Genomic DNA, 22379 nt, shown 5'->3' with positions numbered 1-22379 from the left:
ACAGGAGCCGAAATGGACCTGTACGAGCACCAGGCAAGGGAACTCTTCGAAGATCACGGCATCGTGGTGCCGAGGGCCGAGGTCACCGACTCGCCCAAGGAAGCCCGCGAGATCGCCCGCCGACTCGGCGGCAGGGTCGTCGTGAAGGCGCAGGTCAAGACCGGTGGCCGGGGAAAGGCGGGCGGGGTGAAGCTCGCCGCCGACCCGGCCGCGGCGGAACTCACGGCACGTCAGATTCTCGGCATGGACATCAAGGGGCACACGGTCGGCAAGGTGATGCTGGCCCAACCCGTCGCGATCGAGAGCGAGTTCTACGTCTCGTACGTCCTCGACCGGGCGGCCGGCGGCTTCCTCGCCATCGCCTCCGCGGAGGGCGGCATGGAGATCGAGGAGGTGGCCGCGACCCGGCCGGAGGCGGTGGCCCGGGTCCACGTCGACCCCGCGGTCGGCGTGACCTCCGCCAAGGCCCAGGAGATCGCCACAGCCGCCGGACTGCCGCCGCAGACCGTCGACGTCCTCGTACGGCTCTGGCAGGTGCTGGTCCGCGAGGACGCCGTGCTCGTTGAGGTGAACCCGCTCGTGCGCACCGAAGAGGGCCGGATCCTGGCCCTCGACGGCAAGGTCACCCTTGACGACAACGCCCGCTTCCGGCAGTCACGTTGGGGCGCGGAGGAGGGCGAGCACCACGACCCGCTGGAGGCGGCGGCCGCAGCGAAGGGACTCAACTACGTCAAACTCGACGGCGAGGTCGGCATCATCGGCAACGGCGCGGGCCTGGTCATGTCCACCCTGGACGTGGTCGCCGGCTGCGGCGCACGGCCCGCCAACTTCCTGGACATCGGCGGCGGAGCCTCCGCCCGGATCATGGCCGACGGGCTGTCGGTGATCCTCTCCGACCCGTCCGTGAAGTCGGTCTTCGTCAACGTCTTCGGCGGGATCACCGCCTGCGACGCGGTCGCCGACGGCATCGTCCAGGCCCTGGAGAGCGTCCGCTTGACCAAGCCACTGGTGGTCCGCCTCGACGGCAACAACGCGGCCCGCGGCCGGGCGATCCTCGACGACCGCGCGCATCCCCTGGTCGAACAGGCCACCACCATGGACGGCGCCGCCCGCCGCGCCGCCGAACTCGCCCACACCGCCTGAGGAGCCGGGACATGGCGATCTATCTCACCCAGGAGAGCAAGGTCCTCGTCCAGGGCATGACCGGCGGCGAGGGCATGAAGCACACCCGGCGGATGCTGGCCGCCGGGACCGACGTCGTCGGCGGGGTCAACCCGCGCAAGGCCGGGCAGAGCGTCGACTTCGACGACCGTGCCGTCCCGGTCTACGGCACCGTCGCCGAGGGCATGGCCGCGACCGGCGCCGACGTCACCGTCGTCTTCGTGCCGCCCGCCTTCGCCAAGGCGGCGGTGCTGGAGGCCGCCGACGCCGGGATCGGCCTCGCGGTCGTGATCACCGAGGGCATCCCGGTCCACGACTCGGTGGCCTTCACCGCGTACGCCCGGCGCAACGGCACCCGGATCATCGGACCCAACTGCCCCGGCCTGATCACCCCCGGCCAGGCCAACGCGGGCATCATCCCGGCCGACATCACCAAACCCGGCCGCATCGGACTCGTCTCCAAGTCCGGCACGCTGACCTACCAACTCATGTACGAGCTGCGGGACATCGGCTTCTCCACCTGCGTGGGCATCGGCGGCGACCCGGTCGTCGGGACGAGCCACATCGACTGCCTGGCCGCCTTCCAGGAAGACCCCGACACCGAACTCGTCGTCCTCATCGGGGAGATCGGCGGCGACGCGGAGGAACGGGCCGCCGCCTACATCCGGGACCACGTCACCAAGCCGGTCGTCGGCTACATCGCCGGGTTCACCGCGCCCGAGGGCCGCACCATGGGCCACGCGGGCGCCATCGTCTCCGGCTCGGCCGGCACCGCCCGGGCCAAGCAGGAGGCGCTGGAGGCGGTCGGGGTGCGGGTGGGGAGCACACCGACCGAGACCGCCCGGCTGGTCCTCGAACTCCTCGAGACGGGGGGCTGACCATGGACCTCGTCCGCAAGCCCGGCACCGGCTGGGACGACGCCTGGGCGCGCTGTCTCGACCGCGCCCCCGAGGCCTTCCGGGACGACCGGGTCCTCAACCTCTGGGCGGGCACCTGGCGGCCCGACGGCCGTCCGCTGCCCGCGAGCAGCCCCGTCGACGGCAGCCCGATCGCCGGCGCCCCACGCCTGGACCGGGACACCGCGCGCCGGGCCGTCCGCGCCTGCCTCGACCAGCACCGCGCCTGGCGGTACGTCTCGCTGGAAGAGCGCCGGGCCCGAGTGGCCGCCACCCTCGACGCCCTGACCGAACACCGCGAACTCCTCGCCCTCCTCCTCGTCTGGGAGATCGGCAAGCCCTGGCGGCTCGCCCAGGCGGACGTGGACCGGGCGATCGACGGGGTCCGCTGGTACGTCGACGGCATCGGGCCGATGCTCGCCGGGCGGGCCCCGCTGGACGGGCCCGTGTCCAACATCGCCAGCTGGAACTACCCGATGAGCGTGCTCGTTCACGCGGTACTGGTCCAGGCTCTCGCGGGCAACGCGGTGGTGGCGAAGACCCCGACCGACGGCGGGGTCGCCTGCCTCACCCTGGCCTGCGCGCTGGCCGCCCGGGAGGGCCTGCCCGTGACGCTGCTCAGCGGCAGCGGGGGCGAGCTGTCGGAGGCGCTGGTGCGGGCGCCCGAGATCGGCTGCGTCTCCTTCGTCGGCGGCCGGGACACGGGGGCCGCGGTGGCCACCGCCGTCGCCGACCTCGGCAAACGGCACGTCCTCGAACAGGAGGGACTCAACACCTGGGGCATCTGGAACTTCACCGACTGGGAGGCGTTCACCGCCGTCGTCCCCAAGCTCTTCGACTACGGCAAACAGCGCTGCACCGCCTACCCGCGCTTCGTCGTCCAGCGCGAGCTGTTCGACGAGTTCCTCACGGCCTACCTCCCGGCGGTGCGCGGACTGCGGGTCGGCCACCCCCTGGCGGTCGCCGACCCCGCCGACCCGCTGCCCGAACTGGACTTCGGGCCCGTCATCAACGCGGCCAAGGCCAAGGACCTGACCGACCAGGTGGCCGAGGCCGTCGACCGCGGTGCCGTCCCGCTGCACCGCGGCAGCGTGGCCGACGCGCGCTTCCTGCCCGGCCAGGACACATCGTCGTACGTCCACCCGGTCACCCTCCTCAACCCGCCCCCCTCCTCCCCGCTCCACCACGCGGAACCCTTCGGCCCGGTCGACACGATCGTCCTGGTCGACACCGAGGCCGAACTGCTGGCCGCCATGAACGCCTCCAACGGCGCGCTGGTCGCCACCCTCTCCACCGACGACGAGGCCACCTTCGCGCGCCTCGCCCCGCAGATCCGCGCCTTCAAGGTCGGCCACGGCAAACCACGCTCCCGCGGCGACCGCGACGAGCTCTTCGGCGGCTTCGGCGCGTCCTGGCGGGGCGCCTTCGTCGGCGGGGAACTACTCGTACGGGCGGTGACCAACGGGCCGGCGGGGGAACGGCTGCCGGGGAACTTCCCGGAGTACCAGCTCATGCCATGACGGCGGTGAGCACAGGCGCGACGACCTCCTCGGCGAGCCTGCGCACCACGCCCTGCGGATAGGGGCGCGGCAGGCTCAGCACGACGTGGTTCATGCCCGCGCGAACCAGGCCGAGGACCGTGGCCCGGGTCGCCGCCGGGCCGTCGTACGACACCAGGACCTGGACCGAGCGGACGATCTCCGCCAGCTCCCGGCCCAGTCCGGCGCAGTGCGCGTCCAGCACCCTGGCCCGCCCGGCGACGAACCCCACACTGTTGTGCGGCGGCCCGGGCACGTTCCAGACGTCGGCGTGCTCGGCGGCCAGCCGCAGCAGCCGGGGACCACAGCCGCCGATCAGCATGAGCGTCGCCCTGCTCGACGGTCTGGAACGGCGCGGACTGGTCGTCCGCCGGCGCAGCTCGCAGGGCTGGCGGCGCAACATCGTCGAGCTGACGGAGACCGGGCGTGAGCGGATGGCGCGGGCCGAGGAGACGGCCGCGACCCTCGTCTGCGCCCTGCCGTCCGTGCCCTGCGCGCGCTGCCGCCCGTCCGGTAACGGCCGGGTCACGGGTGGTGACACCTCGCCGACCTGCGGATACACCGACGGAAACGCAGGTGAAGGGCGCTCCGAAAGCTTGGTATTGTTGTCCATGTCGCCGCGGGGAACACCCCCGGTCAGGCGGCAGACACCTGGTCCGGGTGGCGGAATGGCAGACGCGCTAGCTTGAGGTGCTAGTGCCCTTTATCGGGCGTGGGGGTTCAAGTCCCCCCTCGGACACAGATCATCACACTCCTCATGCGGGTCGAGCTGAGCCTCGGCCCGCATGAGGTGTTGTGCGGCCGGGGTCAGCCCTGGTGGTGGGCCGTGTAGACAGTCGCGGTCATCGGTGCGGTGACGGGGCCGGTGCCGAGGTGGTCCGTCATTTTCCGGGTGACGGAGAGCGAGAGGGCCTGGGCGTCTTCGCTGGCCTGGACGGCGGCGCTGACCGGTGTGCCGGTGAGGAATCCGGTGGCGACGGAGGCGGCCGACTCCGCGACGCCTTCGAGGGTGACCTCCTCGGCGGTGGCGAGGGCCAGCCCGGCGGCCGCCAGGTCTGCGGCGACCACGGCCGGATCGGCGTAGCCGTGGGGCACGTCCGGCAGGAACGTGGGCGCTCCGTCGGGCATGGACCCCTCCAGGGCGGCCTGGAAGGCGGCCCCGAAACCGTGCGTGGCCAGCGGGCCCCAGCTGTTGAACAGGAACCGCCCCCGCGGGGCCAGGACCCTGCGCACCTCGGCGTAGGCGGCGGGTCTGTCGGGGAAGAACATCACCCCGAACTGGCACAGGACGAGGTCGAAGCCGCCGTCCTCGAACGGCAGCTCCTGGGCGTCGGCCTGCCGCCAGGCCGCGCGTGGCTCCCGTGCCGATCCGGCGATGACCATCGCTTCGTTGAGATCGGTCGCCGTCACCGAGGCCGTGGGCACCGCGTCGAGCAGGGCCGAGGTCAGCGCCCCGGTCCCGGCGGCGAGTTCGAGGACCGTCCGGGGCCGCAGCGCTGCCGCCCTGGCCGCCAGATCGGCGGCGAAGGGACGGAAGAAGACCGGCACCAGGTGACGGTCGTAGGCCTCGGGCATGGACCGTGTCCACCGCCGGTTCGCATCGTCTGCGGTCACCCGACAGACACTAGCCCCGCGCGGGGTCCGGCGGGCGGATCAGCGCAGTCCGGCGAAGAGGTCGTTCTCGGGCACGGCCGCGCCGGTGGTGTCCCGGACCCGGACGAAGGTCTCGACACCCATCAGCTCGGTGAACCTCTCCCGGCCCATCTTGAGGAAGAAGATGTTCTCGCCCTGGCTGGCGTGCGCGGCCAGCGCGTCGAACTTCTGGCCGCCGAACGCGGTGGTGTCCACCCAGGTGCTGATCTCCTCGTCGGGAAGCCCGATCTCCGCCAGCGCGGCGGCCTCCTCGGGGTCCGGCTCCGGTACGTCCGCACCGAACTCGCGCATGGTCTCCCCGAACCGCTGCATCATCGAGCGGGGTGCCGTCGTCCAGTAGACCTTGGGTGTCGGCTCGGTCATCTCCAGCGCCGCCATCGTGATGCGGTTGGCCTGGATGTGGTCGGGGTGGCCGTAGAAGCCGTTCTCGTCATAGGTGACGACCACATCGGGGCGGTAGCGCCGCAGGAGTTCCGCGAGCCGGGCGGCGCCCTCCGCCACGGGGGTCCGCCAGAAGGATCCGGGAGCGTCGTTGGCCGGCCAGCCCATCATTCCGGAATCCGCGTAGTCCAGCGTCTCCAGATGGCTGATCTTGAGGACTTCGCAGCTGGCCTCCAGTTCCTGGCGCCGCATGGAGGCGACGGCCGCCGGATCGTGCCCGGGGTCGCCCGGCTTCACGCCCCCGGGTCCGTCACCGCAACCGCCGTCGGTACAGGTCACGAGGACCGTGCGGATGCCCTCCGCCGCATACCGTGCGAGGACACCGCCCGTCCCGGTGGCCTCGTCGTCGGGGTGGGCGTGTACCGCCATGAGCGTCAAGGGGCGGTCATTCATCAAAGAGTCCTCCTGTGTACAACGGCCTGGGTCCCAGGGCCGGGGGCCGAGTCCGGGACGGGCTCCCCCGGCCGGTGCAACAGCGCCGGGCGGACGGGCTGTTCCCGTCGTACAGAGGAACACCCTCACGGGGCCGAGCAATCAATAAATTGCAATGTGTCGTTCAGGTCTTGCGTGCTCTGATCGAGGATATTACGGTCCCTTCGCGTCTTCACTCCCGCCTCCCGCCCCTCCCTGGTGGCGTCAGTGGGATGTTTCCGGCATTTTTCGCGAAAGGAGTGGTAAGTGCTCCCCTCCATCCGAGATCTGAGACGAACCCTGGTCTGGGCGGTCAGCAGCGCGATGCTGGCCGTGGTCGGCGTCTTCACGCTGGCCGTCGCACCCGCGGTGGCGGCGGCCGCCACCGGCGGCAGCGGCGCGAGCCTGCCGTACGTCGAGGTGCAGGCGGAGAACTCCGCCACCAACGGCACCACCATCGGCCCGAGTTACACCCAGGGCCAGCTGGCCGACGAGGCCTCGTACCGCAAGGCGACGACGCTGCAGGGCACCGGCCAGTACGTCACGTTCACCACGCCGGTGGCGACCAACTCGATCAACTTCCGGTACAGCATCCCCGACACCTCGGGCGGCTCGGCCTACACCGCCGCGCTGTCCCTCTACATCAACGGCGTCAAGCAGCCCGACTTCACCCTGACCAACGCCTACAGCTGGTACTACGGCAGCTACCCGTTCACCAACACCCCTGGCAGCAACCCGCACCACTTCTACGACGAGGCCCACCGCCTGTTCGCCACCACCTATCCGGCGGGCACCACCTTCAAGCTGCAGGTCGACTCCGGCGACAACGCCTCCTCCTACACGATCGACTTCGCCGACTTCGAGCAGGTCGGCGCCGCCCTGACGGCCCCGGCGGGCGCGGTGTCGGTGACCGGCAAGGGCGCCGACGCGACCGGCGCCACCGACGCGACCGGCGCGTTCAACGCCGCGATCAGCGCGGCGGGCCCCGGCGGCACCGTGTGGATCCCGCCGGGCACCTACAACATCCCCGGCCACATCAGCGTCAACAACGTCACGATCGCCGGCGCCGGCATGTGGTACTCGACCGTCACCGGCACGGCCCCCGGCTTCTACGGCAACTCCGCGCCCTCCGCGAGCACGGGCGTGCACCTGCGGAACTTCGCGATCTTCGGCGATGTGCGGGAGCGCGACGACAGCGCCCAGGTCAACGGCATCGGCGGCGCGATGAGCAACTCGACCGTCTCCAGTGTCTGGATCGACCACATGAAGGTCGGCGCCTGGATGGACGGGCCGATGGACGGGCTGACGTTCAGCGGTGTGCGCATCCGGGACACCACCGCGGACGGCATCAACTTCCACGGCGCCGTCACCAACTCCAAGGTGACCGACAGCGACATCCGCAACACCGGCGACGACGGAATCGCCACCTGGGCGGACTCCGGTATCGGCGCCGACGCCAACGACACGATCTCCGACAACACGGTCTCCCTGCAGATCCTCGCCAACGGCATCGCGATCTACGGCGGCCACGACAACACCGTCAGCGGCAACCGCGTGGTGGACTCCGGCATCACCCAGGGCGGCGGCATCCACGTGGGGCAGCGCTTCTCGTCGACGCCGGTCGGCACCACCACCATCTCCGGCAACACCCTGGTCCGCGACGGCAGCCTCGACCCGAACTGGCAGTTCGGCGTGGGCGCGTTGTGGTTCGACGGCAGCCAGGGCGCGATCACCGGCCCGGTCAACGTGAGCAACACGCTGATCCAGCAGAGTCCGTACGAGGCCGTCCAGTGGGTCGAGGGCACCATCAGCGGCGTCAGCCTCACCGACGTGACCATCGCCGGCACCGGCACCTTCGCCCTGCAGGAACAGACCGGCGGCGCCGCGAAGTTCACCAACGTCACGGCCACCGGCGTCGGTTACTCCTCGCCGGTGTACAGCTGCTCGGCCGGGAGCTTCACGGTGACCGACGGCGGCGGCAACTCCGGTATCGGCGGCACCCCGTACTGCGGAGGGTGGCCGGCCCCGGTCTACCCGCCCTACCCCTCCGAAGGGGTGACGGCCACTCCCGGCGCCCTCAACTTCGGTTCGGTACCGACCGGTTCGACCAGCGACGCGCAGACCGTGACCGTCTCCAACCCGACCGGCAGCGCCGCGTCCGTCTCCTCGGTCTCCACCAGCGGCGACTACTCCCAGACCAACACCTGCGGCTCGTCGATACCGGCGAACGGCTCGTGCACCGTCAGCGTGAAGTTCGCGCCGACGGCGACCGGCAGCCGGAGCGGCACCCTGACCGTCACCGCGGGCGGGATCACCGACACCGTCGCCCTCTCCGGCACCGGCACCGCGCCCGGACCGGTGCTGAACACCGACCCGGCGAGCCTGTCCTTCGCCGCCACGGTGGTCGGCTCCTCGGCCACCGCGCAGACGGTCAAGGTGACGAACTCCGGCACCACGGCGGCGACCGTCTCGGGCGTCTCGGCGACCGGTGACTTCAGCCAGACCAACAACTGCGCCACCCTCGCGGTCGGCGCCTCCTGCACGGTGACCGTCGGGTTCAGGCCCACCACGGGCGGCTCGCGCACCGGCAACCTGACCGTCACCAGCAACGCCAACAACAGCCCGACCGTCGTCACCCTGGCCGGCAGCGGCATCGACAGCACCACGAACATCGCCGCCGGACGGCCGGCCACGGCGAGTTCCAGCACCGGCCCGTACGTCGCCTCGAACCTCACCGACCCGGACGCCGCCACCTACTGGGAGGGCACGAACGGTTCGTTCCCGCAGTGGGCCCAGGTCGACCTCGGCCAGAACTACGGCGTCGGCAAGGTGGTGCTCAAGCTCCCGCCGGCGACGGCGTGGTCGGCCCGCACCCAGACACTGTCGGTGCAGGGATCCACGGACGGCTCCAGCTTCTCCACGATCAAGGCGTCGGCCGGCTACACCTTCGACCCGAACGCCAACGGCAACACCGTGACCATCACCTTCAGCGCCACCACGGCGCGCTATGTCCGGGTCGACATCACCGCCAACACGGGCTGGAACGCAGCCCAGTTGTCGGACTTCGAGGTGTTCCCCAGCGGCGGGGGCTCCTCGCCGGCGACCCTGTCGGCGAACCCGACGTCACTGTCGTATCCCACCCAGGCGCTCAACACCGCCAGCGGTGCGCAGACGGTCACGGTGACCAACACCGGGACCGCGGCCGCGACCGTCTCCGGTGTCACCGTCACCGGCGACTTCGCGCAGACCAACACCTGCGGGACGTCGATCGCGGCGGGGGCCTCCTGCACGGTCGCCGTCACCTTCACCCCCACCGCTTCCGGCACCCGCACCGGCGATCTGAGCATCGCCGGCAACGCGTCGAACGGCACGACCACGGTCGCGCTGAGCGGCACCGGCGCCGGCACGGTGAGCAGGAACCTGGCGGCGGGCGCGGCCACCACCGAGTCCAGCCACACCGACGTGTACCCGTCGTCCAACGTGACGGACGGCAACCAGGGCACCTACTGGGAGAGCGCCGGCAACGCCTTCCCGCAGTGGGTCCAGGTCGACCTCGGCTCCGCGCAGAGCGTGAGCCGTGTCGTCCTCCAGCTCCCCGCGACCTGGGGCGCCCGCAGCCAGACGCTGTCCCTGTCCGGCAGCACCGACGGCTCCTCCTTCAGCACCGTCAAGCCGTCGGCCGCGTACACCTTCGACCCCACCACCAACAACACGGTCACCCTCACGTTCACCGCGACCACCCAGCGGTACCTCCGGGTGAACATCACGGCGAACAACGGCTGGCCGGCCGGCCAGGTCTCGGAGTTCCAGGTGTTCGGTGCCTGAGCACTGACGCCTGCCGCGTCCTGGAGCGGCCCCCGGCCCCACCTATAGTTCGTCGCATGAGTCGCTGGCATGAGCTGACCGGGGGGACGTCCGGGCGGGAGTACGCGGCACGGTTCGCGGCCGTGGCCCGTGGTGGCAAGGACGTGCACGGAGAGGCGCGGTTCTGCGCGGCGCTGGTGCCCGCCGGGGCCCGGGTGCTGGACGCCGGATGCGGTACCGGACGGGTCATGATCCGGCTCGCGGAGCTCGGATACGACTGCGTCGGGGTGGATCTCGACGCGTCGATGCTGGCGGTGGCGCGGGAGCAGGCGCCGGAACTGCCCTGGTTCCAGGCCGATCTGGCCGCGTTCGAGCCCGGCCGGCTCGGGATCGCGGCGGACTTCGATCTCGTGGTGGCCGCGGGCAACATCCTCCCGCTGCTCGCGGCCGGCACCGAGGCCACGGTGGTCCGGCGCCTGGCCGCCGTGCTGCGGCCGGGCGGTCTGCTGGTCGCCGGGTTCGGCCTGGACGAGGCCCATCTTCCGGTCCCGCCGAGCATCACCCTGCCGGAGTACGACGACTGCTGCGCGGCGGCCGGCCTCACCCTCGTCGACCGCTTCGCCACCTGGGACGCCGACCCCTACGAAGGCGGCGGCTACGCCGTCAGCGTCCACCGCGGCCCGACCGCTTGATCATCCCCTCGCGCGGGACCGGGACGGCCGCCGTGCACCGCCGGTGAAAATCCCGTGGAAGCGGTGTCGGTGGCGCCGCTTATGCTGCACCGGAATGATCACGCGGAACCTGGGGAGGGCGCGGCATGTTCGACAAGCTGTTCGGCAGGGGCGGGGGCAGACCGGCGGCCGATCCGCATGCGCTACCCGCTCCGCGCAAGCTCAGAAACGGGCTGTACACGCTGCACGCGCTCGGGGACACCCGGGTGTCCGCGCTGCTGGAGGCCGCCACCGCGGGCGACTGGGAGCTGGTGAAGGCGGCGCTCGCCCCCTTCGACCTCGGCCGGGACGACCGGGTCCTCGGTGAGCTGGCCGACCTGGACGGGGTGCAGGAGTGGATCGGCGCGGCCGTCGAGGAGGACGCGGAGCACCGGGCGACCGCCCTGCTGATATCCGGGGCGCGCCACATCAGCTGGGGCTGGGAGGCACGCACCCGCGCACGCGCCGTGGACGTCTCCCGGGAGCAGTGGCGGGTCTTCCGCGAACGGCTCGGCATCGCCGAGGAACAGCTGCTGCGGGCGGCCGAGTCGCGGCCGGAGTGGGTCACGCCGTGGCGCCGCCTGCTCACCTCCGGGCGCGGCATGTCGCTGGGCCCCGCCGTCAACGAGACGCGGCTCGCCGCCGCCCTGCGCCGCGACCCGCTGGACCTGGCGACCCACATCGAGTGGCTGTCGCAGTTGCAGCCCCGGTGGGGCGGCGAGCCCGGTGAGGCCCTGGCGTTCGCCCGGGAGGCGTTCGCCGGAGCGCCCGACGGCCATCGCCTCGGCTGTGTCGTCGCCATGGCCCATATCGAGGAGTGGGTGGAGTCGGACGGCGGCACCAGCCTCGACACGCCCGGCACCCAGGAGGAGCTGAGGGAAGCGGCCAGGCGCAGCATCCTGCACCCCGCCTACGAGCGGAGCCCCGGCTGGCAGCAGGACTTCAACATCTTCGCCATGGCCCTCGGGCTGTCCGCCGAGGGCATCGTCGCCCGGCGGGTCTTCCACGAGCTGGCCGGCGCCTACACACCATGGCCCTGGCAGTACATGGCGAATCCGGAGAAGGCGTACGCCCGCCACCGGCGCACCGCCTGACCCCCGCCACCGGCGCACCGCCTCACCCCGCCACCCTGCCTGGCACCCCGCCCGTCACCTCGAACACCCCACCCCGGACTGCCCGATGACTCTGCCCGACACCCCTCAGAACCCGGCCGCCGGCGCCGACCGCACCTTCCAGGTGGACCTGCGCGGCCTCGTCGACCTCCTCTCCCACCACCTGTACTCCAGCCCCCGCGTCTACCTGCGCGAACTCCTGCAGAACGCCGTGGACGCGTTGACCGCCCGGCACACCCTCGAACCGGGCGCCGCCGCCGACGCGTTCGGTATCCGCCTGTACGCCGACGGCTCCGTCGTCCGGGTGGAGGACGACGGCGTCGGACTCACCGAGGCCGACGTCCACACCTTCCTCGCCACGATCGGCCGCAGCAGCAAGCGCACCGAGAACATCGCCGAGCAACGCGCCGACTTCATCGGCCAGTTCGGCATCGGCCTGCTCTCCTGCTTCCTGGTCGCCGACGAGATCCACGTCGTCAGCCGCTCCGCCCGTACGCCCGACGCCCCCGCCGTGGAGTGGCGGGGACGCGGCGACGGCAGCTACACCGTCCGCACCCTGCCCGCCGCCGCCCGCCCCCGGCCCGGCACCACCGTCACGCTGACGCCCCGCGCCGACGCGGGCGAGTGGACCCGGCCGGTCCAAGTACAGGCGCTCGCCCGGCACTTCGGCTCCCTGCTGCGCCACCCGGTGACCTTCGACGACGGCGCGGGCGGCCCCGGCGCGGCCGTCAACCCCGAGCCCGCGCCCTGGGCGCGGACGTATCCCACACCGGGCGCCCGGTCCCGGGCGCTGGCCGCGTACGGCGAGGAGATCTTCGGCTTCACGCCGTTGGACACCATCGACCTGGACCTGCCGGCCGTGGGCCTGAAGGGCATCGCCTGCGTGCTCCCCGAGGCGGTGCCCGCCGGACGCCGGCACGGCCACCGCGTGCACGTCAAGGGCATGCTGCTGTCCGAGCGGGCCGAGGAGATCCTGCCCGAGTGGGCGTTCTTCGTCCGCTGCGTCCTGGACGCCGAGAGCCTGCGCCCGACGGCGTCCCGGGAGTCCCTGTACGAGGACGACACCCTCGCCGCCGTCCGCGACGCCCTCGCCGAACGGCTGCGCGCCTGGATCGCCCGGACCGCCGCCAGCGACCCCGACCTCCTCGGCCGCTTCCTGCAGACCCACCACCTGGCCGTGAAGTCGCTGGCCGTGCACGACGACGAGATCCTGCGGATGCTGCTGCCGTGGCTGCCGTTCGAGACCACCGACGGACACGCCACCCTCGACGAGTTCGCGCGCGCCCACCGCACCGTGCTCGTGACCGCCAGCGTGGAGGAGTTCCGGCAGGTGGCCGCCATCGCCGCGGCCGCCGGGCTGGGCGTCGTCAACGGCGGCTACACCTACGACCGTGAACTGGTCCACCGGCTGCCGGAGATCAGGCCGGAGGTCAGCGTCGCCGACCTCGACCCGGCCACGCTCACCGCCCACCTCGACCCCGTCGACCGGGAGACGGAACTGGCCGCCGCGGCCTACCTCGCCCTGGCCCGCGACGCCCTCGCCGTCTTCGACTGCGACGTGGCGCTGCGCACCTTCCAGCCCGCCTCCGCGCCCGCCCTCCTCCTCGACAGCCGCGAGGCCCGGCACGAGCGCACCCGCTCCCAACTCGCCCGTGAGCAGCAGGGCGGCGTGTGGGGCGACATCCTCGGCCATCTGCGCCAGGAGGCCCCGCGGGCCCAGCTGATCCTCAACCAGCTCAACCCGCTGGTCCGCACCGCCGTCACCATCGACGAACCCGAACTGGCCCGCACCAGCGCCGAAGCCCTCTACGGGCAGGCCGCGCTGCTCTCCCGGCGCCCGCTCCGGCCCGCCGAGTCGAGCCTCATCAACCGCTCCTTCCTCGACCTCCTCGCCCACGCCCTCCGCAAGGACAGCTGACGATGCCGACCGCACCCCACCCCCAGGACACGGACGAGCTGTACGAGGCGCTCCGGGAGAACGACCGGCGCCCCTACGGCCGTACCCGCACCGTCACCGCCGAGGAACTGGTCGACGCCGCCGAGCAGTTCGCGGAGCCCCGCCCGCTCGTGCACGCGCTCCTCGCACTCCAGAAGGCGTACAACTACGGCTCCGAACCGCGGAAGTCCCCCGTCGTCTTCGCCCGCGTGCTCACCCTCTTCGACGAGCAGCCCGACGTCTTCGACGAGCGGCTGCGGCACACGCTGTTCTGGCGGTTCAAGTGGGTCGCGGCCGCCCTGGTCGCCCTGCCCGAGATGCCCCTGGCCAGCCTGCGCCAGTGGCTGACCGAGATGCGTGACCGGTACGAGAAGGCCGGCCTCGGACTCCAGCCCTACTACGGGGAGGCGTACCGCCTCGCCGCCCACGTCGGCGAGGACACCGACCTGGCCTTCGAGCTGTGGGCGGGACGCACCCGTACCCGGCTCAGCGACTGCGAGGCCTGCGAGATCTGCGTGCGCGCCGTCCACCACCTCGCGGCGGGCGACGACGAACGGGCACTGCGCACCTGGGAGCCCGTCCTGGCCGGGAAGGAGTCCTGCCAGGAGGAGCCCGCCCGCTCCGTCTCGTACGCGCTGCTGCCGCTGCTGCGCGCCGGCCGCACCGACCGGGCCCGCGAGCTGCACCTCACCGGGTACCGCGCCTGCCGCCGCAACCCCGCGATGTCCGGCGAGGTCGGCCGGCACCTGGAGTTCTGCGCGCTCACCGGCAACGAGGCACGCGGCCTGGAACTCCTCGCGGAGAACCGGAATTTGTTCGACGACGTCGACTCGCCGCTGGACGAACTCGCCTTCCTCACCGGCGTGGAGGTCCTCCTGCGGCGCGTCGAAGCCCTCGGCCACGGCGACCTGCCCGCCGCCGGATACCCGGGCCGCACCTGGACGGTGGCCGGCCTGTGCGCCGAGGTGCGCGGCCGGGCCGACGACCTCGCCGCCCGCTTCGACGCCCGCAACGCGACCACGACCCACACCGACCGCCGCCGGGCCCGCCTCGACCGCGCCCCCCTCCTGGACACCCTCGAACTGACCCTGCGCGCCCGCGCCCTCGACGACGTGGCCCCGGCGCCCGCCGTCCCCACCGCCGCCCGCACCACCACCGCCGTCCCCGAGTCGCTGCCCGAACTCATCGTCCAGGCACGAGAGTTGGAGGAACAGGGACATCCGGACGCGGAGGCCTGCTGGGCACGGCTGCGCACGCTCGTCGCCGCCCCCGGCTACACCCACCCCGACGACCCGGCCGTGGGACCGCTCGTACGACTGCGCGCGGACCTGCTGGAGGACGAGGCCGGCCGGGCGGGCGAGAAGGAGAAGTTCGACGAGGCGGCCGCCCTCTACGAGACGGCGGCGGGCCTGTACGACGAGGCCGCGCAGCCGGGGCACGCGGTGTTCGTCCGCGCCTGTGCCCTGTTCGCCGCGGCGCAGGCCGCCCCGGAGGACGCGCGGGAGGGCGCCGACGAAGCCGAGGCGAGGACGACCGCGCTGACCGACGCCCACGCGTCGATGGTCCGCCTCCACGAGACGGCCACCGGCCTCGCTCCGCACCAGGAGGCCCGGCTGCTGCGCCTGCGGGCGACCACGCTCGGCCTGCGGTTCCAGACGTCGCACGACGGGGAGCACGCCGCGCCCGTCCTCGCCGAGGCGGACCTGCTGCACGCGTTCGCCGTCCGGCACGACGTCACCGGGCAGATCTCCGGAGCCCTGCTGCTGCGGGCCGGCACCCTCGCCCTCTCCGGCGACCTGCCCGCCGCGGTCACCGCGAGCGACGCCCTCCTCGACCGGCTCAGGACCCACGGCCCCGCCTGGCACCTGCCGCACGCGCTCGGACTGCGGGGGCGGATCCGGCTGGGCCTCAGGGACGCGCAGGCGGCCCACGACGATCTGGCCGAGGCCCTCCGCCTGGCCGCCGAATGGCCCGCCAACACGGTGGCCACCGCCCGCCTGCACACCGATCTGGCCCAGACCTGCATGCGGCTGGGCCGCCCCGACGAGGCGCTGCGGCACCTGACCCGCTCCGCGGAGCTGGAGCTGCGCCACGGCAGCCGCTTCGACGCGTTCTGCACCTACAGCAACGCGGCCCAGCTCACCCTCGACCTGGGCCGCGTCGAGGACTGCATCGCCCTGCTCGACTCGGTGCTGGCCGAACCGGACGTCACCACCGGGGAACTGGACGACCGGCTCGTCGCCCAGCTGCGCCTGGCCCGCGCCCGCGCACTGCACGCGGGGGAGGACCTCAAGGCAGCCACGGCGGAGTACGCCGCCCTCGCGGCCGAGTCGGCCGGCTGGGACGACGACCCCGGCAGCCACGCCATGATCGCCGCGGAGACCGCCATGCTCCTCGCCGAGTCCGGCGAGTTCGGCCCGGCCCGCGAGGCCGCCGACCAGGCCCTCGCCGCGCACGCCCGGGAGCCGCGCTACGAGCAGCTCAGCAGCTGCCTGCGCGAACTCGCCCGCCTCCGGACCCAGCAGCAGGGCGCCGAGGGCCTGGCCGACGCGCTCGCCCTGCTCGCCGACGCGGGCCGGATCGCCGACGAGGCCCGCGCCGCGGGATACCGGGCCCGTGGCCGCGACCTGGACAGCGCCCTCGCCTACGAGCACGGGCGGGTCAACGCCTACGCCAAGGAGTACGAGACCTCCCTGACCGCCCTGGACAAGGCGCTCACCCTCCTCGGCGAACCCGAACCCGAACCCGAACCCGAACCCGAACCCGAACCCGAACCCGCACCCGAATCCGACTCCCACGACCGGGACCACGTCGGCGAATGGGCCGAGTGCGTCCGGCTCGCGGCCGTCGTGGAGGGCCTCTACCTGGAACGCCCCGAGCCCGCCCTCGCCCGCCTGGACGGAGCGGTCGCCCGGCTCACCGCCCTGGGCCACCCCGAGGAGACCGAGCCGCTGACCACCCTGGCGGCCCGCCTGCGCGACGAGGCGTGACCCGGCGGGCGTGGCGCGGCCCGGGCGGTGCCCTCACCAGGTCACGGGCAGCTCGCTGACCCCGCCGGTGAGGGTGGTGCGCACCTGCAGGTCGTCGACGTCCTTGGCCAGCCGCAGCCCGGGCAGGCGCTCGGCCAGGGCGGCGAACACGATGCGCAGCTCCGTACGGGCCAGGCTCGCCCCGATGCAGAAGTGCGGGCCGTGGCCGAATCCGAGGTGGTTGCGTTCCGGACGGTCGGGGTCGAAGGTCTCGGCGTCGGTGTAGACGGACGTGTCGCGGTTGGCCGAGTTGATCGAGAGGATCACGGCGTCGCCGCTGCGGATGGTGACCCCGGCGACGTCGACGTCGGTGTGGGCGTAGCGCAGCAGACCGAGGTCGCCGGGTGCGCCGAGCCGCATGATCTCCTCGACGGTGGCGTTGACCCGGCCGGCCGGGTCGGCGGTCAGCGCCCGCCACTGGTCGGGGCGGGTGAGCAGGAAGAGCGTGCCCAGCCCGATGCGGTTGACGGTGGTCTCGTGGCCGGCGAACAGCAGCCCGACGCAGAGCCTGATCATCTCGGAGTAGTCGAAGTCCGCGTCGGCGCTCTGGGCGCGTACCAGGTCGGAGATGACGTCCTCGCCCATCCTCGCCCGTTTGGCCTCGGCGAGGGTGACCATGTAGTCGTTGAACTCCTCCCGGGCCCGTTCGGCCTCGTCGCCGATGGCGTAGTCGGCCATGCGCGCCGACAGCGAGGCGAAGTGGTCGCGGTCGGACTCGGGCACGCCGAGCAGCCGGCAGATGACGGCGACCGGCACCGGGAAGGCCAGTCCGGCGTGCAGGTCGACCACCCCGTCGGGGGCGGCGGCCCGCTCGGCGAGCAGGTGGTCGATACAGCCGTCCACCAGTTGTCGTACATGATCGGAGAGCATCACCATGCGGCGGGCGGAGAAGGCCGGGGTCAGCAGCCGGCGCATCCGGGTGTGGTCGGCCTCCTCGGTGGCGTAGTCGCCCGAGGGGCCCTCCTGCACCGCGGCGCTGGTGATCCGGGAGGCCCGCTCCGGCTCGGGATGGGAGCGGCCGAGCCGCTTGTCGCCGAGGAGGTCGCGGACCTCCTCGAAGCGGGTGACCAGCCAGGCCGGATCCCCGGCCGGAGTGGTGACCGGCGTGATCGGCGCCTGGCGGCGCAGCACCTCGTACAGGGGTGCGAGATCGAGCACGTTCGGCCGTGCGAAGGGTAGTCGGGAACGCTCGGCGGCACCGTTCATGGTCCTCCTCCTGGACCTCGGAACGCGATCTTCCGGCATTTCGACCGTAACACTTTATTGTCAGTGGCTGCCAATAATGTTTCCGGCCAGTCGCCGCGTGGCGTCGGCGTGCTTGGATCGCCCGATGAAGGACGCGACGGTGGACAGTGGCCCGATAGCGCCCCGCCGGGGCCGGCCCCCGGTGAGCGACCGGGAACGGCAGCGGCAGCGCCTGGACATCTCCCGCCAGGCGGTCCGGCTGTTCGCCGCGCAGGGCGTGGCGGCCACCTCCGGCGAGCAGATCGCGCGGGCGGCCGGCGTCTCCGAACGCACCCTGTGGCGCTATTTCGCCGGCAAGGAGAACTGTGCGGAGCCGCTGCTCACCCAGTCGATCGCGGCCTTCCAGGCGGTGCTGCGCGCCTGGCCGGCCGGCCTCGGCCTGACCGAGCACCTGCGCGCCGCCTACCGGCCGACACCCGACGCGCTGTCCGGCGGGGACACCGAGGCGGTGCTCACCGTGATCCGGATGACTCACGACGAACCCGCGCTGCGGGCCGCCTACCTGGTGCTGCGGGAGCGCGCGGAGGAGACGTTCACCGAGGTGCTCGCCGAACGCGCGGGCACCGCCGCCGACCTGCCGGAGATCCGGATGCGGGCCGCCACCGTCAGCGCCGTGCTCAAAGTGGCCACCGACGACCTGGCGCGGGCCGTGGCCCGGGAGGGTGTCACCCCCGAGGTGCTGCGCGCACACCGCGAACAGCTCGCCGACGCGCTCGGCCGGGTCACCCGGGGGCTGTAGTGCCGTTCTCCGAGCGGTCGTAACTACCGCAAGGACTACGGCCGTTGTGCCCGGCGCGCAGCCGTCCGTGAACTTCGCGCTCAGAAAGTCCTGTTGGCCTCGTTGACACGCCACAAGCACAGGCGTTTCACTCAACACTCGTGCATGGCAACGTTGTCAGGCCGTGGGAGCGGCCCGATGCGCTGCCGCCCGTCGCCGGCGTTCCGGTGTGTCCCGGCGCGCCGACACCTGATGTGCGAAGCACGAACTGCTGCGGAGGCAACCGATGGTGAGACCCCGACGTTCAGCCGCACGACCCCCCACTGGAACAGGAATCCGCGGGCTCCTGGCCGTGGCCTGCGTCCTGGGCCTGGCAGCCCTGCCGCTCTCGGCGGCCGGCAGCGCCCAGGCCGCGAGCACCGCGAGGCCGGCCCTGGTGACGGATCCCGCGTCCCTCGTCAACCCCCTCATCGGCACCTCCGGTGCCGTGGACACCTTCCCCGGCCCCGACATGCCGGCCGGCATGGTGCAGTGGGGCCCCGACACCACACCGCACCGCCCCGACGGCGGCGGCTACGAGTACGCCGACAGCAAGCTCTCCGGCTTCAGCCTCACCCATGTCTCCGGCCCCGGCTGCCCGGTCGCGGGCGACCTGCCCGTCCTGCCGGTGACCGGCGCGCTCTCGGGCAACCTCGGCAGCACGTCCGTCGGCTTCGCCCACGCCGACGAGCAGGCCGCCCTCGGGTCCTACAAGGTCACCGACGCCAACGGGGTCAGCACCGAGCTGACCGACACCACCCGCGCCGGACTGGGCACCTTCACCTTCCCGGCCGGGCAGCAGGCGAACCTGCTGTTCAAGCTCAGCGGCGGCGCCACCCAGGTGGACGGCACCCGGGTCCAGGTGGTCAACAGCAAGGAGATCAGCGGCGCGATCGACAGCGGCCACTTCTGCGGCGCGAGCAACCGCTACACCCTGCACTTCGACGTCAAGTTCGACCGGCCGTTCACCGCGAGCGGCACCTGGGTCGGCGGCACCATCACCCCCGACGCGAAGTCGCTGAAGGCGGGCAAGGTCAGCCCGGCCCCGCGCAAGTCCACGGCGAAGCCGCTGAAGGAGAAGCACTTCACCGTCCCGGCGAAGCCCGCCCCGACCGTCCACACGAGCGGTGCCGCGTCCCGGCTGTCCAACCTGTCCAAGGCCGCCCAGCCGCCCACCACCGGCGCGAACGGCATGTACCTCACCTTCGACACCGCCACGAACCCCACGGTCACGGCGAAGGTCGGCATCTCGTACACGAGTGACGCGGGCGCGGCGGCCAACCTCGGCGCCGAGATCAGGAACTGGAACATCGGCGCCGTCGAGAAGGCCAACCACGACGCCTGGAACGCGGTGCTGAAGAAGATCCAGGTCGGCGGCGGAACCACCGACCAGCAGACGCAGTTCTACACCGCGCTCTACCACGCCCTGCTGCACCCGAACGTCTTCTCCGACGCCAACGGCCAGTACATGGGCATGGACAACCAGATCCACCAGCTGGCCAAGGGACAGCGGGCCCAGTACGCCAACTACTCGGGCTGGGACACCTACCGCTCCCAGACCCAGCTGATGGCGATGGTCGAGCCGAAGGTCACCAGCGACGTCGTCACCTCGATGCTCAACGGCTACGACCAGACCGGCCTGCTGCCCAAGTGGGCCTCGAACAACGGCGAGAGCTATGTGATGGTCGGCGACCCGGCCGCCGGCATCATCACCGACGCCTACGCCTTCGGCGCGACGGACTTCGACACCGCCAAGGCCCTCGCCGCCCTCCAGCACGAGGCCACCGTCCCCAACAACGACCGCCCCGGCGAGTCCGTGCGGGACGCCAAGGGCTACCTCCCGCTCGACGAGAACGACTACAACTGCTGCAACTTCTACGGCCCGGTCTCCACCCAACTGGAGTACGACAGCGCCGACTACGCCCTCGCCGCCTTCGCCAAGTCGCTCGGAAAGACGGACGTCTACACGAAGTTCGCCACCCGCGCCCAGGACTGGATGAACGTCTTCAACCCGCAGACCGGCTACCTCCAGGCCAAGAACAAGGACGGCCAGTTCGCGGGCGGCTTCACCCCCGGCACCTCCAACGGCTTCGTGGAGGGCACCTCCGCCCAGTACACCCCCATGGTCCCCTTCAACCTGCGGCAGCTCATCCAGGCCCGCGGCGGCGCCCAGGCGTACTCGTCCTACCTGGACAGCCTCCTCGACGACATCACCCACCCCGGCAACACCGACGCAGACCTGAGCAACGAGCCCAGCGTGGAGATCCCCTGGGAGTACGACTACACGGGCCAGCCGTGGAAGACCCAGGCGGCCGTCCGCGAGGCCCAGCAGGACCTGTACTTCAACGCCCCGGTCGGCTCCTTCGGCAACGACGACCTGGGCGCCATGAGCTCCTGGTACGTCTGGTCCGCACTCGGCATGTACCCGGAGACCCCGGGCACGGACACCCTGGTGCTCGGCAGCCCGGCGTTCCCGGCGGCCCAGGTGACCCTCGACGGCGGAAAGACGGTACGGATCGGCGCACCGCAGGCCGCGCCCGACGCGCCGTACGTGCAGTCGCTGAACGTCAAGGGCAAGGCGTGGAACGCCTCCTGGCTGACGTACCGGCAGTTCAAGGGCGCGGGCACGCTCGACTACACGCTCGGCACCCGCCCGAACACCTCCTGGGCGTCCGGCCCTTCGGCCGCACCGCCCTCGGACACCACGGGCGGCGGCCGGATACTGGCCGCGACCGGTCCGTCCAGCGACGGCCTGGTCCTCCAGCCCGGTGCGAGCGGTGACGGCACCCTCGACCTGACCAACCTCGGCAGCAAGGCCGTCACGGTCGACTGGACGGCGACGGCGCCCTCCGGCGTCACCCTGGACACGGCGTCCGGCTCGCTGACGGTGCCCGCCTCGGGCAGCGCCGAGACCAAGGTCCACGTCACGGCCGGCCCGGACGAGGGCACCTACCAGGTCACCTTCGCCCTCACCGACCACGGCACCGGTGCGGCACTGTCCCCGGCGGTGCTGCGCGTGGCCGTCGCCAACCCCGGCGCGCTGTGGCCGTACGCCACCAACGAGGGCATCTACCCCGACGGCGCCACCTACTCGGGCGGCTTCGACGGCGGCGGCTGGGCCTTCTCCCAGAACGCCCTGGCGGCGGCCGGCGTCACCGGCGGCTCCACCCTCACCGTCGACGGCGTCTCCTACACCTGGCCGACGGCGACGTCCGGCCGGCTCGACAACGTGGAGATGACCGGCCAGACCCTCCCGATGCCGGCCGGCACCTCGGGGGCGTCGCTGGGGCTGCTGGGCGCCGCGGTCAACGCGCCCACCGACGGCAGCGGGGTGTCGGGCACGCTCACCGTCACCTACACCGACGGCACCACCACGCAGGCGACGGTCGGCTTTTCGGACTGGACGCTCAACGGCGGACCGAGCAAGCCGCTGCCGGCCGACACCACGGCCGTCACCACCGCCTACCGGAACACCGGGAGCGGAGGCCGGGACGGCGTGAAGACCTACGTCTTCGCGACGAAGGTCCCGCTGGATCCGTCCAAGCAGGTGGCGTCGGTGACGCTGCCGGTGACCGGCTCCACGGGCACCGACCACCTCTTCGCCTACGGCTTCGGGCAGTAACAGCCCCACAGACAGGGCCGGTTCCCGGGCGCACGCCCCGGAACCGGCCCTGTTCCATGCCCAC

14 protein-coding genes and 1 tRNA gene are annotated in these 22379 nt (G+C 72.2%); 11 read left to right on the top strand and 4 right to left on the bottom strand.

Annotation, left to right across the window (positions count from 1 at the left end; translation table 11 throughout):
- Window positions 1-12 precede the first annotated feature (12 nt).
- The 3 genes from sucC to ACGFZS_RS22170 are packed head-to-tail and all read left to right on the top strand — an operon-like array spanning window position 13 to window position 3577.
- Entirely contained in the window at window positions 13-1143 is a 1131-nt protein-coding gene (gene sucC, locus ACGFZS_RS22180; RefSeq protein ID WP_393796603.1) for an ADP-forming succinate--CoA ligase subunit beta, read from the top strand.
- Between the two features lie 11 nt (window positions 1144-1154).
- Window positions 1155-2039, top strand: coding sequence for a succinate--CoA ligase subunit alpha (gene sucD, locus ACGFZS_RS22175; protein ID WP_362653294.1), 885 nt, complete (start codon window positions 1155-1157; stop codon window positions 2037-2039).
- Between the two features lie 2 nt (window positions 2040-2041).
- Entirely contained in the window at window positions 2042-3577 is a 1536-nt protein-coding gene (locus ACGFZS_RS22170) for an aldehyde dehydrogenase family protein (RefSeq protein WP_393796602.1), read from the top strand.
- Here the strand turns inward: ACGFZS_RS22170 and ACGFZS_RS22165 are convergent.
- Window positions 3567-4124, bottom strand: coding sequence for a hypothetical protein (locus ACGFZS_RS22165; protein ID WP_393796601.1), 558 nt, complete (start codon window positions 4122-4124; stop codon window positions 3567-3569). The two genes, ACGFZS_RS22170 and ACGFZS_RS22165, sit on opposite strands and share 11 nt — an antisense overlap.
- A 125-nt stretch (window positions 4125-4249) precedes the next feature.
- Here ACGFZS_RS22165 and ACGFZS_RS22160 point away from each other — a divergent pair.
- Window positions 4250-4334: transfer RNA gene (locus ACGFZS_RS22160), tRNA-Leu, on the top strand.
- Between the two features lie 68 nt (window positions 4335-4402).
- On the opposite strand, the gene ACGFZS_RS22155 is transcribed toward ACGFZS_RS22160, so the two are convergent.
- Window positions 4403-5170 (bottom strand): class I SAM-dependent methyltransferase, encoded by a 768-nt coding sequence (locus tag ACGFZS_RS22155; protein ID WP_393796997.1) that lies wholly within the window; start codon window positions 5168-5170, stop codon window positions 4403-4405.
- Between the two features lie 78 nt (window positions 5171-5248).
- The gene (locus ACGFZS_RS22150; RefSeq protein WP_393796600.1) at window positions 5249-6082 is read right to left on the bottom strand and encodes a PIG-L family deacetylase; all 834 of its coding nucleotides are present in this window, start codon (window positions 6080-6082) and stop codon (window positions 5249-5251) included.
- Window positions 6083-6367: 285 nt separating this feature from the next.
- On the opposite strand from ACGFZS_RS22150, the gene ACGFZS_RS22145 reads away from it, so the two are divergent.
- The 5 genes from ACGFZS_RS22145 to ACGFZS_RS22125 all read left to right on the top strand — a co-directional run bounded on the left by ACGFZS_RS22145 (window position 6368) and on the right by ACGFZS_RS22125 (window position 16652).
- Window positions 6368-9925 carry a choice-of-anchor D domain-containing protein gene (locus ACGFZS_RS22145; protein ID WP_393796599.1) on the top strand — a complete coding sequence of 1186 codons (3558 nt, stop codon included), beginning with the start codon at window positions 6368-6370 and terminating at the stop codon, window positions 9923-9925.
- A gap of 56 nt (window positions 9926-9981) precedes the next feature.
- A complete protein-coding gene (locus tag ACGFZS_RS22140) occupies window positions 9982-10596 on the top strand; it encodes a class I SAM-dependent methyltransferase (protein ID WP_393796598.1) in 615 nt (204 codons plus the stop codon).
- Window positions 10597-10721: 125 nt separating this feature from the next.
- The gene (locus ACGFZS_RS22135) at window positions 10722-11708 is read left to right on the top strand and encodes a hypothetical protein (RefSeq protein ID WP_393796597.1); all 987 of its coding nucleotides are present in this window, start codon (window positions 10722-10724) and stop codon (window positions 11706-11708) included.
- Between the two features lie 85 nt (window positions 11709-11793).
- Entirely contained in the window at window positions 11794-13644 is a 1851-nt protein-coding gene (locus ACGFZS_RS22130) for an HSP90 family protein (protein ID WP_393796596.1), read from the top strand.
- A 2-nt stretch (window positions 13645-13646) separates the two neighbouring features.
- Window positions 13647-16652, top strand: coding sequence for a hypothetical protein (locus ACGFZS_RS22125; protein WP_393796595.1), 3006 nt, complete (start codon window positions 13647-13649; stop codon window positions 16650-16652).
- Window positions 16653-16685: 33 nt separating this feature from the next.
- Here the strand turns inward: ACGFZS_RS22125 and ACGFZS_RS22120 are convergent, their stop codons facing one another.
- Window positions 16686-17897: a cytochrome P450 gene (locus ACGFZS_RS22120; RefSeq protein WP_393796594.1), complete on the bottom strand. Its 1212-nt coding sequence runs from the start codon at window positions 17895-17897 to the stop codon at window positions 16686-16688.
- 124 nt (window positions 17898-18021) lie between these two features.
- On the opposite strand from ACGFZS_RS22120, the gene ACGFZS_RS22115 reads away from it, so the two are divergent.
- Both ACGFZS_RS22115 and ACGFZS_RS22110 read left to right on the top strand, forming a co-directional pair.
- Complete coding sequence (locus ACGFZS_RS22115; RefSeq protein WP_393796593.1) at window positions 18022-18675, top strand: TetR/AcrR family transcriptional regulator; 654 nt, start codon at window positions 18022-18024, stop codon at window positions 18673-18675.
- A 331-nt stretch (window positions 18676-19006) separates the two neighbouring features.
- On the top strand, window positions 19007-22315 hold the full coding sequence (locus tag ACGFZS_RS22110; RefSeq protein WP_393796592.1) for a GH92 family glycosyl hydrolase: 3309 nt from the start codon (window positions 19007-19009) through the stop codon (window positions 22313-22315).
- Window positions 22316-22379 lie beyond the last annotated feature (64 nt).

The organism is Streptomyces sp. NPDC048288, assembly GCF_043201555.1.
Classification (GTDB): Bacteria; Actinomycetota; Actinomycetes; order Streptomycetales; family Streptomycetaceae; genus Streptomyces.
This window is presented reverse-complemented; position numbering and strand designations above follow the sequence as displayed.